The sequence below is a fragment of the Microbacterium sp. AB genome, assembly GCF_032878875.1.
GTDB lineage: Bacteria > Actinomycetota > Actinomycetes > Actinomycetales > Microbacteriaceae > Microbacterium > Microbacterium betulae.
This window is the reverse complement of the sequence record NZ_CP118157.1, coordinates 3,117,564-3,130,570: the sequence shown is the minus strand read 5'-3', so window position 1 is coordinate 3,130,570 and position 13,007 is coordinate 3,117,564. Positions and strand designations below refer to the sequence as shown.

General features: G+C 72.2%; 12 protein-coding genes. 4 read left to right on the top strand and 8 right to left on the bottom strand.

Annotation, left to right across the window (positions count from 1 at the left end; all coding sequences use genetic code 11):
- Window positions 1-63: 63 nt before the first annotated feature.
- Both N8K70_RS14825 and trhO read right to left on the bottom strand, forming a co-directional pair.
- A complete protein-coding gene (locus N8K70_RS14825; RefSeq protein WP_317139121.1) occupies window positions 64-1,020 on the bottom strand; it encodes a hypothetical protein in 957 nt (318 codons plus the stop codon).
- Window positions 1,021-1,173: 153 nt separating this feature from the next.
- On the bottom strand, window positions 1,174-2,073 hold the full coding sequence (trhO, locus tag N8K70_RS14820) for an oxygen-dependent tRNA uridine(34) hydroxylase TrhO (protein ID WP_317139120.1): 900 nt from the start codon (window positions 2,071-2,073) through the stop codon (window positions 1,174-1,176).
- Between the two features lie 93 nt (window positions 2,074-2,166).
- Between trhO and N8K70_RS14815 the strand changes: the two genes are divergently transcribed.
- From N8K70_RS14815 to N8K70_RS14805, 3 genes are all read left to right on the top strand, one after another.
- Window positions 2,167-3,048, top strand: a complete 882-nt coding sequence (locus tag N8K70_RS14815; protein ID WP_317139119.1) for an RNA polymerase sigma factor — start codon at window positions 2,167-2,169, stop codon at window positions 3,046-3,048.
- The gene (locus tag N8K70_RS14810; RefSeq protein ID WP_317139118.1) at window positions 3,041-3,514 is read left to right on the top strand and encodes a hypothetical protein; all 474 of its coding nucleotides are present in this window, start codon (window positions 3,041-3,043) and stop codon (window positions 3,512-3,514) included. Before N8K70_RS14815 ends, N8K70_RS14810 begins: the two co-directional genes overlap by 8 nt.
- Before the next feature lie 712 nt (window positions 3,515-4,226).
- On the top strand, window positions 4,227-5,849 hold the full coding sequence (locus tag N8K70_RS14805) for a S8 family serine peptidase (protein WP_317139117.1): 1,623 nt from the start codon (window positions 4,227-4,229) through the stop codon (window positions 5,847-5,849).
- Between the two features lie 922 nt (window positions 5,850-6,771).
- Here N8K70_RS14805 and N8K70_RS14800 read toward each other — a convergent pair.
- On the bottom strand, window positions 6,772-7,245 hold the full coding sequence (locus tag N8K70_RS14800; RefSeq protein ID WP_317139116.1) for a hypothetical protein: 474 nt from the start codon (window positions 7,243-7,245) through the stop codon (window positions 6,772-6,774).
- Window positions 7,246-7,302: 57 nt separating this feature from the next.
- Between N8K70_RS14800 and N8K70_RS14795 the strand changes: the two genes are divergently transcribed.
- Window positions 7,303-9,150, top strand: coding sequence for a CHAT domain-containing protein (locus N8K70_RS14795; RefSeq protein WP_317139115.1), 1,848 nt, complete (start codon window positions 7,303-7,305; stop codon window positions 9,148-9,150).
- A gap of 126 nt (window positions 9,151-9,276) precedes the next feature.
- Here the strand turns inward: N8K70_RS14795 and N8K70_RS14790 are convergent, their stop codons facing one another.
- The 5 genes from N8K70_RS14790 to N8K70_RS14770 all read right to left on the bottom strand — a co-directional run bounded on the left by N8K70_RS14790 (window position 9,277) and on the right by N8K70_RS14770 (window position 13,007).
- On the bottom strand, window positions 9,277-9,711 hold the full coding sequence (locus N8K70_RS14790; protein ID WP_317139114.1) for an aromatic ring-opening dioxygenase LigA: 435 nt from the start codon (window positions 9,709-9,711) through the stop codon (window positions 9,277-9,279).
- Between the two features lie 158 nt (window positions 9,712-9,869).
- Complete coding sequence (locus N8K70_RS14785) at window positions 9,870-11,066, bottom strand: acyltransferase family protein (RefSeq protein WP_317139113.1); 1,197 nt, start codon at window positions 11,064-11,066, stop codon at window positions 9,870-9,872.
- A complete protein-coding gene (locus N8K70_RS14780; protein ID WP_317139112.1) occupies window positions 11,063-11,512 on the bottom strand; it encodes an adenylyltransferase/cytidyltransferase family protein in 450 nt (149 codons plus the stop codon). The genes N8K70_RS14785 and N8K70_RS14780 overlap by 4 nt, the downstream gene beginning before the upstream one ends.
- Window positions 11,509-12,078: a serine acetyltransferase gene (locus tag N8K70_RS14775; RefSeq protein ID WP_317139111.1), complete on the bottom strand. Its 570-nt coding sequence runs from the start codon at window positions 12,076-12,078 to the stop codon at window positions 11,509-11,511. Before N8K70_RS14775 ends, N8K70_RS14780 begins: the two co-directional genes overlap by 4 nt.
- Window positions 12,075-13,007, bottom strand: coding sequence for a glycosyltransferase family 2 protein (locus N8K70_RS14770; protein ID WP_317139110.1), 933 nt, complete (start codon window positions 13,005-13,007; stop codon window positions 12,075-12,077). The genes N8K70_RS14775 and N8K70_RS14770 overlap by 4 nt, the downstream gene beginning before the upstream one ends.

The following is a 13,007-nucleotide window of genomic DNA, read 5'->3' as shown; positions in this document are numbered from 1 at the left end:
TCGTCCGCCCCACGCCGTGCCCTCCCTCCCCCCACAAACGGCACGAGGGGCGTGAGGACGGGGTCATAGGGAAGCGCGACGCTCCCGCAATGCGTCGCGCAGCCGCCGGATGATCGGCGCGAAGCCCTGACGACGATGGACGTTGGTGACGCGGATGACCCGCCATCCTGCTGCCACGGCTGCGTCCAGCGCGTCGATGTCCTTCTGCTGCTGCGCGGGATCGGTGAAGTGATGCGGCCCGTCGTACTCGACGAGGATGCGCTCGCGACGGTAGACGAGGTCGCCCAGCCGTATCCGGCGACCTCGACCGTCGAGGACCCAGACGTTGACCTCGGGCTCGGGAAGCGCCGCGTCGTGGATCGCCAGGCGGAGCTCGGTCTCGGCGGGCGAGTCGGTGCGCGGCCGGATGAGCGCGAGGGCGACGCGGAGGGCCTTGGCGCCGTGGCGTCCGCGGTGGCGGCGGACGGCTTCGGCGAGCTCGTCCATCGTGGCGAGCGGGCGCTTGCGCCGCACGAGCGCATCCCCCATCGCGACGATCTCCGGCACCCGCAGGACCCCGGCGAGCGCACACCAGGTGTCGACGGCCGTCGTGACGGGCAGGCCGCCGACGATGTGGACCCGCTGACGGCCCGGCGGGACGAGATGGAACGCGACGCCCGCGCGGCGTCGTCGCTCGGCCTGGGTGCGAACCGAGACGTGGACGGCGAGGTCGTCCATGTGCCGTCGAGGCAGGGGGAGATCGTGGGCGTGGGCTGCCGTGTGATGGCTGTAGACGGCACCGTCGGGGAGCACGGTCGAGAACGCCTCCGCCCGGGCGAGCGCGATCTCGCGCAGACGCCGCCAGGGATCGTCGTCGATGTCGGATGGACCGAGCGCGGCGTCGGCGCGGATCGGCACCCGTACGCCCGCGAACGGCGCGGCGAGATCGGACCTCCTCAGGCGTCCACGTGCGATCGCGGCGTCTCGCACGGCGAACGCGCGTCCCGCGAGGCGGCGGGGGAGGAGGCGGGGTGAGCGCATAGGCGCCATGGTGCCGGGTTCGGCGGAGGGGCGTCGTTCACTTTCCACAGGCCGACGTTCGTGGGCGGAAAACGCCGCTTTCCCGCGTCGGTAAACGGCGTTTTCCACCCACAAACGTGCGCGTGGCGCGTGGCGTGTGGGCCGCGCCGGGTGCTAGGCGGTCACGGCCGCGTGGCGGGCGCAGGGCGCCTCGTCGCCGCAGCCGGCGCAGAGCACGACGCGCACCTGGCAGGCGTCGTCGGTGCAGTCGACCATCCGGTCGGTCGGCGTCCCGCAACGCGCGCACTGCGAGACGACGGCCGAATCCGAGCCGAACGTCATCGACTCGCGGCCGTCGAAGACGTACAGCGACCCCTCCCAGAGGCCCGTGTTGCCGAACGTCTCGCCGTAGCGGACGATGCCGCCGTCGAGCTGATACACCTCGCCGAAGCCGCGCGACGCCATGAGGCTCGACAGCACCTCGCATCGGATTCCGCCCGTGCAGTAGGTGACGACGGGGCGTCCCTTGAGGTCGTCGTAGCGGCCGGAGTCGAGCTCGGCGATGAAGTCCCGCGTGGTGGCGACATCCGGCACCACCGCGCCCGTGAACCGCCCGATCTCCGCCTCGAAGGCGTTTCGGCCGTCGAAGAAGACCACCTCGTCGCCGCGCTCCGCGACGAGCTTGTGCAGCGCTCCGGGGGAGAGGTGCGTGCCCCCGCCCACGACGCCGTTCTCGTCGACGCGCAGCTCGCCGGGGGCGCCGAACGACACGATCTCGTCGCGGACCTTCACGGACATCCGCGGGAAGTCGAGGCTGAGCCCGTTCTCGTCGAGCCCCGATCCGGACGACCACTTGAACTCGATTCGTGCGAACGGCGTGTAGTCCTTCGTCTTGCGGATGTAGCGCTTGAGGGCCGACATGTCGCCGCCGACGGTGCCGTTGATGCCGTCCTTCGACAGCAGGATGCGCCCGCGGAGCCCCAGCAGCTCGCACAGGTCACGCTGCCAGAGGCGGATCGCCTCGGGTTCGGCGATCGGCGTGAAGAGGTAGTACAGCAGGATCTTCGCGGGCACCCATCCAGGGTAGGCGTGCGTTCCTCGGCGCCCGGCGTGAGCGCCGCCCGGGGTGAGCACGTGCGGGCCGCGCGAGTGTGTGCGCCGCCCGGCGTGAGCACGACGCTGCTCCAGCGAGAATCCATACACGCCGCGAGAATGCGGCTGCCGACCGAATTGTCGCCGGTGGGATGGATTGTCGCTGATGGGATGGGCGGGCCCAGCCGGCGAACCCTGCATGATATCGATATCACAAAGATGTACGACGAGGGTTGTGGTATCCGGGGTGTCCGGGCAAGCTATGAGCTTGACATGGACGACGACTCCCTGTCGGCGCCTCCCGCTTACCCGAACGAGGGGCTGTCTCCGCAGTCGCCCGAAACCGCGGAAGATCCTGCCGTCGACGCAATGGGTGATGCTCGTGCGCGCTGGGAGCAGGCGGCGGCGCTGTTCCTGCGCTGGCGCGACGGCGATTCGCGGGCGATCGACGAGCTCGTGCGGATCATGACCCCCGTGCTCTGGCACGTCGTGCGTGCGTACGGCCTGCGCGCCTCGGTCGCCGAGGACGTCGTGCAGACGACGTGGCTCACGCTCGTCCGCAAGCACGACACGATCGAGAACCCGCAGGCGGTGTCGGGATGGCTCACCATCACGGCGCGCAGGGAGGCGTGGCGTGCGTCCCGCGCCGATCGTCGCGCCGACCCCACGGAAGACGAGCAGCTCGAGGCGCGCCTTCCACCCCAGACCGCGACCGAGGAGGACGTCGTCCGTGCCGACGCGTCGCGCCTGCTGTGGAGCGCGGTGAGAACGCTGAACGAACGGTGCCAGCGCCTCCTGCGCGTGGTGGCCTTCGACGACCGCCCCGATTACGCACGCATCGCGAGCGATCTCCACATGGCCGTGGGTAGTATCGGCCCCACACGGCAGCGTTGTCTGGCGAAGCTGCGTTCTGTGCTCGATGAGATAGGTCTGGACCCGAAGGGGCGGCATGAGTGACACCGAGGGCGTCGAATCGGGTGACGCCGAGCTCTTCGCCGCTCTGCGCGACATGTGGCGGCACGAGGACCCGGTGCCCGCGAGCCTCACCGAGCGGATGATCGCCGCTGTCGCCGTGGAAGACCTCTCGCGTGACTTCGAGCTCCTCGCCCTCGTGGCGGAGGCGGACCCGTCATCCGTCCGCGCGGACCCGGAGCACCAGACGCTGCAGTTCTCCAACGACGTCGCGCACGTGCTCCTGCACATCGCGGCGACGAAGTCGGGTACGCGGCGGGTGGACGGATGGTCGGATCCGCCCGTGCTCGCAGCTCGCTGTGCGCAGGAGGCACGCGAGTGGTCGGCCGAGACGGCGGGCGACGGCCGCTTCACCTTCGACGACGTGAAGCCGGGGCCGTCGCAGGTGCGGATGGTCGTGCGCCGGGACGACGGTGCGCGAGAGTTCGCGACTCCGTGGTTCGAGGTGTGATGCGGATGGGCCTCAGAGCGGGCGGGACGCGCGCGGCTGGTTGCGGGGCGGCGGGACGACGGGCCGTGCGAGTTCGCGACACTGTCGTTCGAGACGACGGCCGGATGGTTCTCAGGCCGGACGGGGCGTGTGCGGACGGTCGTGCGGCGGGACGACGGGCCGTGCGAGTTCGCGACACTGTCGTTCGAGACGACGGCCGAACGGGTCTCGGGGCGGGCGGGACGCGCGTGGACGGTCGGGGGCGTCGGGATGGGCCCGCGACGGCCTGGTTCGAGACGGTGGCCGGATGGGCTTCGGCGTCGAGCCCGTCGCGCGGGCGGTCTCGCTGCGGTGCGACGGCGCTGCGTGCAGGACTCGCGGGCGTGCACGGGCCTCGGGCGCGGCGGCCGGGCACTGCTCGGTTCACGGACGGATGGCCGATCGCCGGGCGGAGGGGCAGCGCGAGTTCTCGACGCCCTGCGTCGAGGTGTGACGCGTGCGTGCCTCCGGGCGGATACGACGCGTTCGGCGCCGGGCTCGAGGTCGTTCGAGTGGTCGTCGTGCGTGAAAGCGGCCGCGAGTACGTCGCTTGCGGGCAGGCGCACCACGCGGGGAGGCCGGGCCGCGCGAGTGCGCGCGGGTCCGGTTCGAGCGGTGACATGAGCGAACGCGCGGCGCACGCCGTGCGGGGATGACGGACGCCGGCCCGACGGCGAGGAAAGAGGACGAGACGATGGCGATTGCACCTCAGCCCGACGGATGGTCGTGGCGCGACAGGGCGGTGGGGTCGATCCCGGTGGGGAAGATCCTCGATCCCGCCGTCGATCCGATCGATGGCGTGCAGGCCTTCCCCACGGCGTACGTGCCCGACCGGCTGCTCGTGACGCATCGGACGGGCGCAGGAGAACTGCCGCACCTGGCGCTGATCCGCGAGGCGGCCGGGGCGTTCGGATGGGACGTCACGGTCGAGACGCTGCGCGGCGAGGCGCTGGGCGAGACGGAGGCCCCCGACCCCCTGCTGCCGCCGTCGCCGGAGACGCCGGGCGTCCCGGGCGTCGCGCGCGTGCGGATCACGACGTCGCTCGATCCGGAGGCCGACCTGTCGCCCGTGGCGCCGGACGCCTGGCGCGTGCTGCAGCGTGCACGGCGCCTCGCCCGTACGCGCGGCGCGGAGGGCGAGCAGTGGACGCTGCCCGACGTGGGCCTGGAGCACGTCGTGTCGATCGACCCGGTGGGACTGAATCCGTTCTCTCGGACGAACCCGTTCTCTCGGACGAACCCGTTTTCTCGGACGAACCCGTGCGGAGCGGACGACTATCTCGAGGCTGGCCGAGGTGCTCGTCAGTCGATCTCGATCCTGGGCGCGATCCCGGTACGCGGTCAGAACCCGAAACGCGGCCATCGCCGCCCGGTCGTCGCGATCCTCGACACGGGATGCGGCGTGCACGGCTGGCTGCCGGACGACGTCGTCACGCGGCGGGTCGAGCTCGACGGCGTGCCGCTCGGGCTCACCGACGACGCCGATCCCGAGCGCTATCCCGACCTCTACGGTCAGCTCGACGGCGAGATCGACCCCGTCGCCGGTCACGGGACGTTCATCGCGGGCGTCGTTCGCCAGCTCGCCCCCGACGCCGACATCGTGTCGGTGCGCACCGCCGACGCTCTGGGCGTCGTCGACGAGGGCGCGCTCATCGAGATCCTCGCGGGCGTCGTCACGCTGCTGCAGCGCTATCGGGCGGGCGAGGGCGGCCTCCCGATCGACGTGCTGAACCTCTCGCTGGGCTATTACCACGAGACGCCGGAGGACGGCCTGTTCTCCACGACGCTCTACGACCTGCTGAAGGCCGCGCGGAGCCTCGGCTGCGCCGTCGTGTCGTCGGCGGGCAACGACGCCATCGACCGGCCGACCTTCCCCGCTTCGCTGTGGGCATGGCACGGCTCCGGCAACGGCATCGTGCCCGACCTCGACGCGGAGCACGTGTCGGTGGGGGCGCTCAACCCCAGCGGCTCCTCGGTCGCGCTCTTCTCCAACGTCGGCCCCTGGGTGCGCGCCTACGCCCCAGGAGCCTCCGTCGTGAGCACGACACCCGCGTTCGAGGGCGGGCGTCAGGCCTCCACGCGGGACGACCGTTACGAGCGGCGGCGCGAGACGATCGGCCCCGACGACTACCGGGGGACGTTCTCGGCGTGGAGCGGCACCTCGTTCGCGGCTCCGTACGCCGCCGCGGTCATCGCCGCTGAGCTCGGCCCCGTGCCGGAGCAGGAGAAGAGGTCTGCGGCCGCGATCAAACGCTCACGCCGTGCGACGGCCGCCGCGCTGAAGGTGCTGGAGACCGACGACCACTCCCGCGAGTGAGCGCGTCGTGCGAGCGTGCCGGGGAGAAGCGCTCATCGAAGCGGGCAGCAGTGCAGATGGGGGTGATACGCGGACTCGTGACCGTGCGGAGGAGAGGCAGGAATGCCGGGTGCAGGCGGGCCGGCGCATGCGGGACTGTGCGGACCGTCGCTCGACCCGAACGGATCGGGCGCAAGCGCCGCAGACCCGCGGGTCGCGATGACCCTCAAAATCCGGGCGCGATCGACGAGCGTGTCTGCGACGACCCGATGGCGAACCGGCGAGGAATCACCGTCTGGATATCTGGGGAGTTCGGGTGGGCGGCATCGCTGTGGGCCTATCCTCTGCCTTCGACCATCGCAGCTGTGAGTACGGGCAGTCTCAGAGGCATCCACCGCCGAGCGTGGGACAGCGATCGGGCACGGTACGAATCCGCGGACTCTACCCTCCCCGTCAGCCGGACGAGCTCACACGGGCGGAGCGTGCGCCCTTCTCGTCCCTCTGCCGGTATGGGCGGGCCGCGGCATCGCCGCGCGCCCGCCCGCGCGGGTCAGTCCTCGTCGTCGTCGAGATCGACCGGCTCGACGACGGGCGCGAGCGCGGTGAACTCCGCGACGAGGTCGGCGGGGAGGGAGTTGGTCTTGGAGTACGGCATGGTGCCTTCTTTCTTCGGGGGACGCCGTGGGCGAAGGCCCCGGCAGAGAAGAGCCTTCCAGAGCGGGGGCGCGAGAGGAAGACGCACGACATCCTGTGACATTCGGCCCGTGAGCGTCTGCTCGCCATGAAGCTCAGCGCGGAGGAGCTGTACCGGCGAGGCGTGGAGGACGGCAACCGTAAACGACTAGTGAGTGCGCGTCAAAACCTGATTCGAGCTGCGAGCCGTACGGGAGAAGCTGACTTACGCGCTCGGGTCCACGGCACTTTGGCATATGTTACGGACCAGCTAGGCGAGAGAGACGAAGCAGAGAGGATTTGCCGAGATGCAATAGCTTTTGACGGTATTGCCGAGACAACGAGAGCTATCGTCTACGGTCAGCTGGGTACTCTTCTTATGCATGCCGCTCGTATTGAGGAAGCTATCCCTGCGTTGAGTCTCGCGATCGATGGCGTATCTGCGGATCCGATCGCCGAGGCGAATCTCCTCATGAATCGTGCCATGGCACATATGCAGGAAGCTTCGCTCAACAAGAGCGCCGCCGATCTGCGTCGTGCCGCCGAGGTTTTCGGAGTCGCGGGAGATCGCCTGGGGGCAGCGCAAGCACGTCACAATCTCGGATATGTGAACCTGCTTTCCGGTGAACTTGTTATCGCTCTCAACGAGATGACTGCGGTACGCGATGAGATAGCGCGAGAGGCCCCGGCCGCCGCTGCGATCTGCGACGTCGACCGTGCCGAGGCTCTCCGCGAGGCGGGCCACGTCTACGAGGCGGAGAACGCGCTCGCGAGCGCGGCCCGTGTCTTCGGCGCGCAGCACATGCCCCAGGCCCGGGCGGAGGCGGAGTTCCAGCTCGCCCGGTCGCTGCTCGCCCACGACGGGCCGCGTTCGGCGACCGTCGCGGGGGCGGCGGCGCGTCGGTTCCGCACGGTCGGCAGCGAGGCGTGGGCGGTGCGCGCGGAGGCCATCCGCCTTCGTGCCCTGCTCGCCCACGCCAAGCCCGGGGTCCGCCTCAGCCGGACGATCGACGAGGTCGAGGCGGTCGTGACCGAGCTGAGCCGGCGCGGATTCCGCAGCGATGTGCGCGCCCTGCGCTTCGCCCGCGACGCCGCGCGCTCCCGCTCGGCCGATCCGCCCGCGCGGATCGCTCGCGTGCGGCAGGACGATTCGCTCGAGGTGCGCGTGCTCGCCTCCGAGGCGCGTGCGGCACGGTCATCCGCGCTCGGCCGCGACGCCGACGCCCAGCGCCATGCGGCGGCAGGATTGGCCGAGCTGTCGACGTGGCAGAGCTCCTTCGGGTCGCTCGAGATGCTCGCCTCCGTCGCGATGCACGGCGCGGGCGTCATCCACGAGGGGGTGTCGGCCGCCGTGCGGACGCGTCGCCCCGACGCGGTGTTCCGCTGGTCGGAGCATGCGCGCCACTTCGCCCAGCAGGTCTCGCCGGTCCGCCCGCCGCACGACCCGGAGCTCGCCGAAGACCTCGCACAGCTGCGGATGCTGCGCACCGAGCTGCAGACGTCCGACTGGGCATCCGACGCCCGTGTCGCATCCCTCCGCCGGCGCGTCAGCGAGCGCCAGTGGGTCGGCACCGCGGGAGCCGAGGGGCCGCCGCACGCCAGCCTCGACGAGCTCCGCGCCGTGCTCGACGGCGAGACGGCGCTCGTGACGTTCCTGTACTCCCGCGAGACGCTCACGTGCCTCGTCGTGCCGCCGCCCTCATCTGGCCCTCCGGCCATCCTCGACCTGCCGTGGCGCGAGATCCGCCCGCGCATCGACGGCCTGCGCGCCGACCTGGAGGCATCGGCGACGACCCGCGCGGGCGCCGGCGTGCGCTTCCTCGGCACGACGAAGCGTTCGGGTCTGGCCGCGCGCCTCGTGCAGCAGGCCCTCGACGCCCGGCTCGCCGAGCTGTCGCGCCTGCTCGTGGAACGCGCGATGGCGGTGGCGGGCGATCCGCGCCGCGTCGTCATCACCGCGCCGGGAGCCCTCCGCGGCATGCCGTGGACGATGCTTCCGGCGCTGCGCGGCCGGGCCGTCACGCTCGCGCGGTCCGCCTCGCGCTGGGTGAGCCAGCGCGACGACGAGGTCTCGCTGCGGAACGCGGGCTTCGTCGTGGGACCCGGCATCGCGCGGGGGATCGAGGAGGCGCAGACCGCCGCCTCCGCATGGGAGCTCGAGGCGGAGCGCCTCTCGCCGGGCACCGGGGCATCCGTGGCGTGCGTGCTCGACGGCGATCGGGCGAAGGTCGACGGCGTCACGGCGCTCGCGGAGGAGGTCGACGTGCTGCACGTGATCGCCCACGGACGCCACGCCGCCGAGGCGCCCATGCTGTCGGGCTTCGAGCTCGCCGACGGGCCGCTGTTCGGATACGACATCGACCTCATCCAGCGCCCGCCGACCGTCGTCGTGCTCTCGGCGTGCGAGCTCGGGCGCTCGTCGGTCCGCTGGGGCGAGGAGGCCGTGGGGATGACCCGCGCCTGGCTCCACGCCGGCACGCGCTGCGTCATCGCCGCGCCCGTGACGGTGGCCGACGACGTCGCCTGCGAGCTGCTCGGAGCCATGCACGAGGGCCTCGCCGCCCGGCTCCCTCCCGCCGAGGCGCTGGCCCTCGCCGTGCAGGACACGGGCGTGGTCGCCCCGTTCCTCGCCCACGGCGCCGGGTTCTGAGCGACGGCGTCAGGCCCGACCGCGCCGCCGCGCGTTTGTGGGTGGAAAAGGCCGCTTTCCCATCCCGGAAAGCGGCCTTTTCCACCCACAGACGGCAGAGCGGCGAGAGAGAACGCCGCGACGACCTCAGCGGTCGGTGCGGCGCAGGGCCCATCCGAACGCGCCCGTGACGACTCCGACGCCGATCGCGAACGCCGCGACGCCGTAGGAGACCACCGAGGTGAACAGCGATGCGCGCAGGAACGACGCGCTCATGACGGTGCTGCGCACCGGGTCGTCCTGCGGCAGCTCGGCGAAGGTCTTCCCGTCGCTGGCCGCGAGGGCGTGCTTGCGGATGATCTCCGCCTGCGCATAGGCGCTGACCGGTCCTGCGACCGGCTTTCCCGGCAGCAGGTCGGAATCGCCCGCGACGGTGATCTTCTCGGCGCGGAGCTCGCGGGTGATGACGGCCCAGACGGCGGCGCCGACGGCGACGAGCGTGGCGCCTGCGGCGACTCCCAGACCGCCGACCCGGCGGATGCCGCCGGTGCGGGGCGCGTTCGAGGCGATGCGGATTCCCATGGATGGCTCCTTCTGAGACGACGACAAGTGCCCCTCCACGGTACGCGCCGCCGTCCGGATCTGACGCCGGGAGGAGGAGAAAGCGCTGCACGGAGGACGCCTGCGCCCGATCCCTCCTCTCGGGGGCGTCGTCGGACGGCCGCCGCCGACGCCGTTCGTCACCGTCTCGTCTCGTCGGGCCCGGTCGGCCGGGAGACCGCCGCCCCCGCACGAGACGGCGGACGCTCGCGCCGGGCCGCCATGCCCTCCGAGAGCCGTCGGCCCACCCGCTGCAGCGGCGCCTCGAACACCGTGCGGCTGACGCTCGCCACAATCACCGCGAGCACGGTCGTGAGGACGAACAGCGGGATGCCGAACCGCTCCCCGAGCGCGGGGCGCAGCGCGTTCGCGCAGAGCATGTGCATGAGGTACATCCCGTAGCTGACGGCCCCGACGTGCGCGATCGGCGGCCACCGCAGCAGGGGATGCAGCAGGGTCGACTCCGAGACGCCGACGCTCGCGACGAGGAGGACCATGAGCACCTGCGTCAGCTGCGTCGGCGTCTGCCAGGCCAACGACGCGAGCACGCCCGCCGCGGCGACGGGAGCGAACCAGCGCGCAGAGACCCACGGCGCGACGGCCTCGAAGCCCGGACGATGGTCCAGCAGCACGGCCATCGCGGCTCCGAGCAGGATCGGCAGCGCGAGGCTCGACAGGATGACGATCGGAAGATCGCGGGAGCCCTGCGCGATCGCGAGCTGGCCGACCGCGACGAGGGCGCCGAGCGCGGCGAGCGGCGCGACCGCTGCGCGGCGACCGCCGCTCCCTATGCCGCCGGAGCCTCCCGCTCGGCTCCGCGCGGCCCGGAAGAGCAGCAGCGCCAGCAGCGGGGGCCAGAAGAGGTAGAACTGCTCCTCCGTGGCGAGCGACCACGCGAAGTAGAAGGGCACGGATGGCCCCGCGTCCAGATCGACGAACCAGTTGGAGGTGTACGTGAGGAAGGCGGGGAGGTTGGCGAGGAAGCCGTCGCCCTCCGGCGTGCCGCGGCGTGTGGCCAGGACGAGCACGACGTACACGACGAGGACGGCGTAGTAGACGGGCATGATGCGGAAGACCCGGCGGACGGCGAAGGACCTCAGCGCGATGCGTCCGTTGCGGCGCCGCTCCCGCAGCAGCAGCGTGGTGATGAGGAACCCGCTGATGGCGAAGAAGAGATCGACCCCGAAGCCGCCCTGCGAGAGGAGCTCCGGCCCGGGGTTGCCCGACGTGTGCTGCCAGATGACGGCGACGACCGCGAACGCGCGGAGGCCGTCGAGCCCGCTGAAGAACCCCGTCGCCTGGAACTCCTCGTACGCGACGCCTCGCCTCCCGTTCACGGCGTCCCCGCGGCCGCCGTCGCCCCGGAGGGGGCGAGCGCCTCCAGCGCGCGTCGCAGCGCCGTGCTCGACGTGTGGGCGGTGTACGGGAAGTACACGACCTCCACGCCCACGGCGGCGAGCTCGCCTTCCAGACGCAGCCCCTTCGGCGTGCCGCGCCAGTCGTCGCCCTTGAAGAAGTGCGTGAAGCGCACCTCCCGCCACACGTCGAGCTTGTCGGGCACCGTCTCGACGTGCACGTCGTCGACGAAGCGGATGCTGCGCACGATCTCGGCGCGCTCCGCGGTGGGGATCACCGAGCGGACGCCCTTGACCTCGCGCAGCATCTCGTCGCTCACGACTCCGGCGACGAGGACGTCGCACCTCTCCCTGGCCTGGCGCAGCAGGTTGAGGTGCCCGACGTGGAACAGGTCGAAGGCGCCTGCCGCGTAGCCGATGCGGGTCATGCGGCTCCTCCGATCGCCTCTCGCGCCCTCGTGTCCCCCGGGGCGCCGGGACGGGACGTCGGCATGACGACCTCGGCCCGCGGCGAGCGGACGACCGCGCCGGGCGGCACGTCCTTCACGACGACCGCATACGGCCCGATGCGTGCGCCGCGGCCCACCGTCACGGCCCCGATGACGACGGCGCCGACCCCGATCTCGACGTCGTCCTCGATCGTGGGGCAGTCGTCCGCCGTGCGCCGGTTGCCGAGGGTGACGCCGTGCCGCAGCATGACGCCGCGGCCGATGGTGGTGCCCGGGTTCACGACGACGCCGACGCCGTGGCGGAGCCGGAGGCCCGGGCCCACCCGCGTCGACGGGGGCAGCTCGATGCCCAGGACCCACTCGGTCGCGATCTTGTATCCGCCCGCCGTGAGCACGTACGCGGCCCGTCCCACGCGGCCCGGCGTCTCGCGCCACCGCTGACAGACGCGCAGCCACCGCAGCACGAACCGGCTCTTGGGGTATCGGAGGTTCGCGGCGCGGTCGGCCCGCCAGGCGTCCCGCATCCGGTCCCGCGCGGCGCTCATCGCGCGTCCCGGGCGAGGGCTTCGGACGACGCCGCGACACCGTCCGCGTGCTGCCGCAGCCACTGCGCGCGCTGCCGCAGCCTTCGCAGGAGCACGCGGCGGTCCGCGAGCCCCAGCGGGGCGACGGCGGCGCGGAACAGCCGCTCGAACTCCGCGAGGCGCGCGAGGCGCGCGGCGCGCGAGAGCGGGGCGGCGGCCAGGGAGGAGATCCGCTGCCGGGGCTCTCCGAGCAGCTGCGCGGAGAGGACGGCGAACGCGTTCTGCGTCTTCTCGTCGTGCCATGACGCGAGGCGCCATCCGCTCGCCGCCGTCACCTGCCCGTCGTGCACCCGGTACAGCACGCCCGGCAGCGCCAGCCGTCGCATCCGGGCGCCGCGCGCGGCGAGACGCAGCCACAGGTCGTAGTCCTCGCTCGGCACGGTGCGGTAGTCGCCTGCGGCATCGAGCGCCGAACGCCGCGCGGCCAGGGTCGAGTGCGCGACGGGGTTCGTCAGGAGCAGATGGAACGGGAAGGCGGCCGGCGCGATGCCCCTCGGCCAGGAGGGACGCGGCGCGGACGGCCGGGGCGCGCCGTCGCGCGCCGTCACGACGGCGGTGAAGACGGCGTCGGCGTCGCCCAGCGCGCGCAGCTGCCGGGCGAAGCGGCCAGGGAGGACGACGTCGTCGGCGTCCATCCGGGCCACGAAGGAGCTGTCGGTGATCCCCCGCAGCCGGTTCAGGGTGCGTGCGACGCCGCGGTTCGGGCCCGTGACGACGCGCAGCCGCCGGTCGGCGATGCGATCGAGCACGGCGAGGGTGTCGTCCGTCGACCCGTCGTCGGCGACGACGAGCTCGGCGTCCGCGGGCAGATCGGCGAGCGTCGAGCGCACGGCGCGCTCGATCGTCCGGGCCGCGTCGAACGCGGGCATGAGCACGGCCAGGCGCGGCAT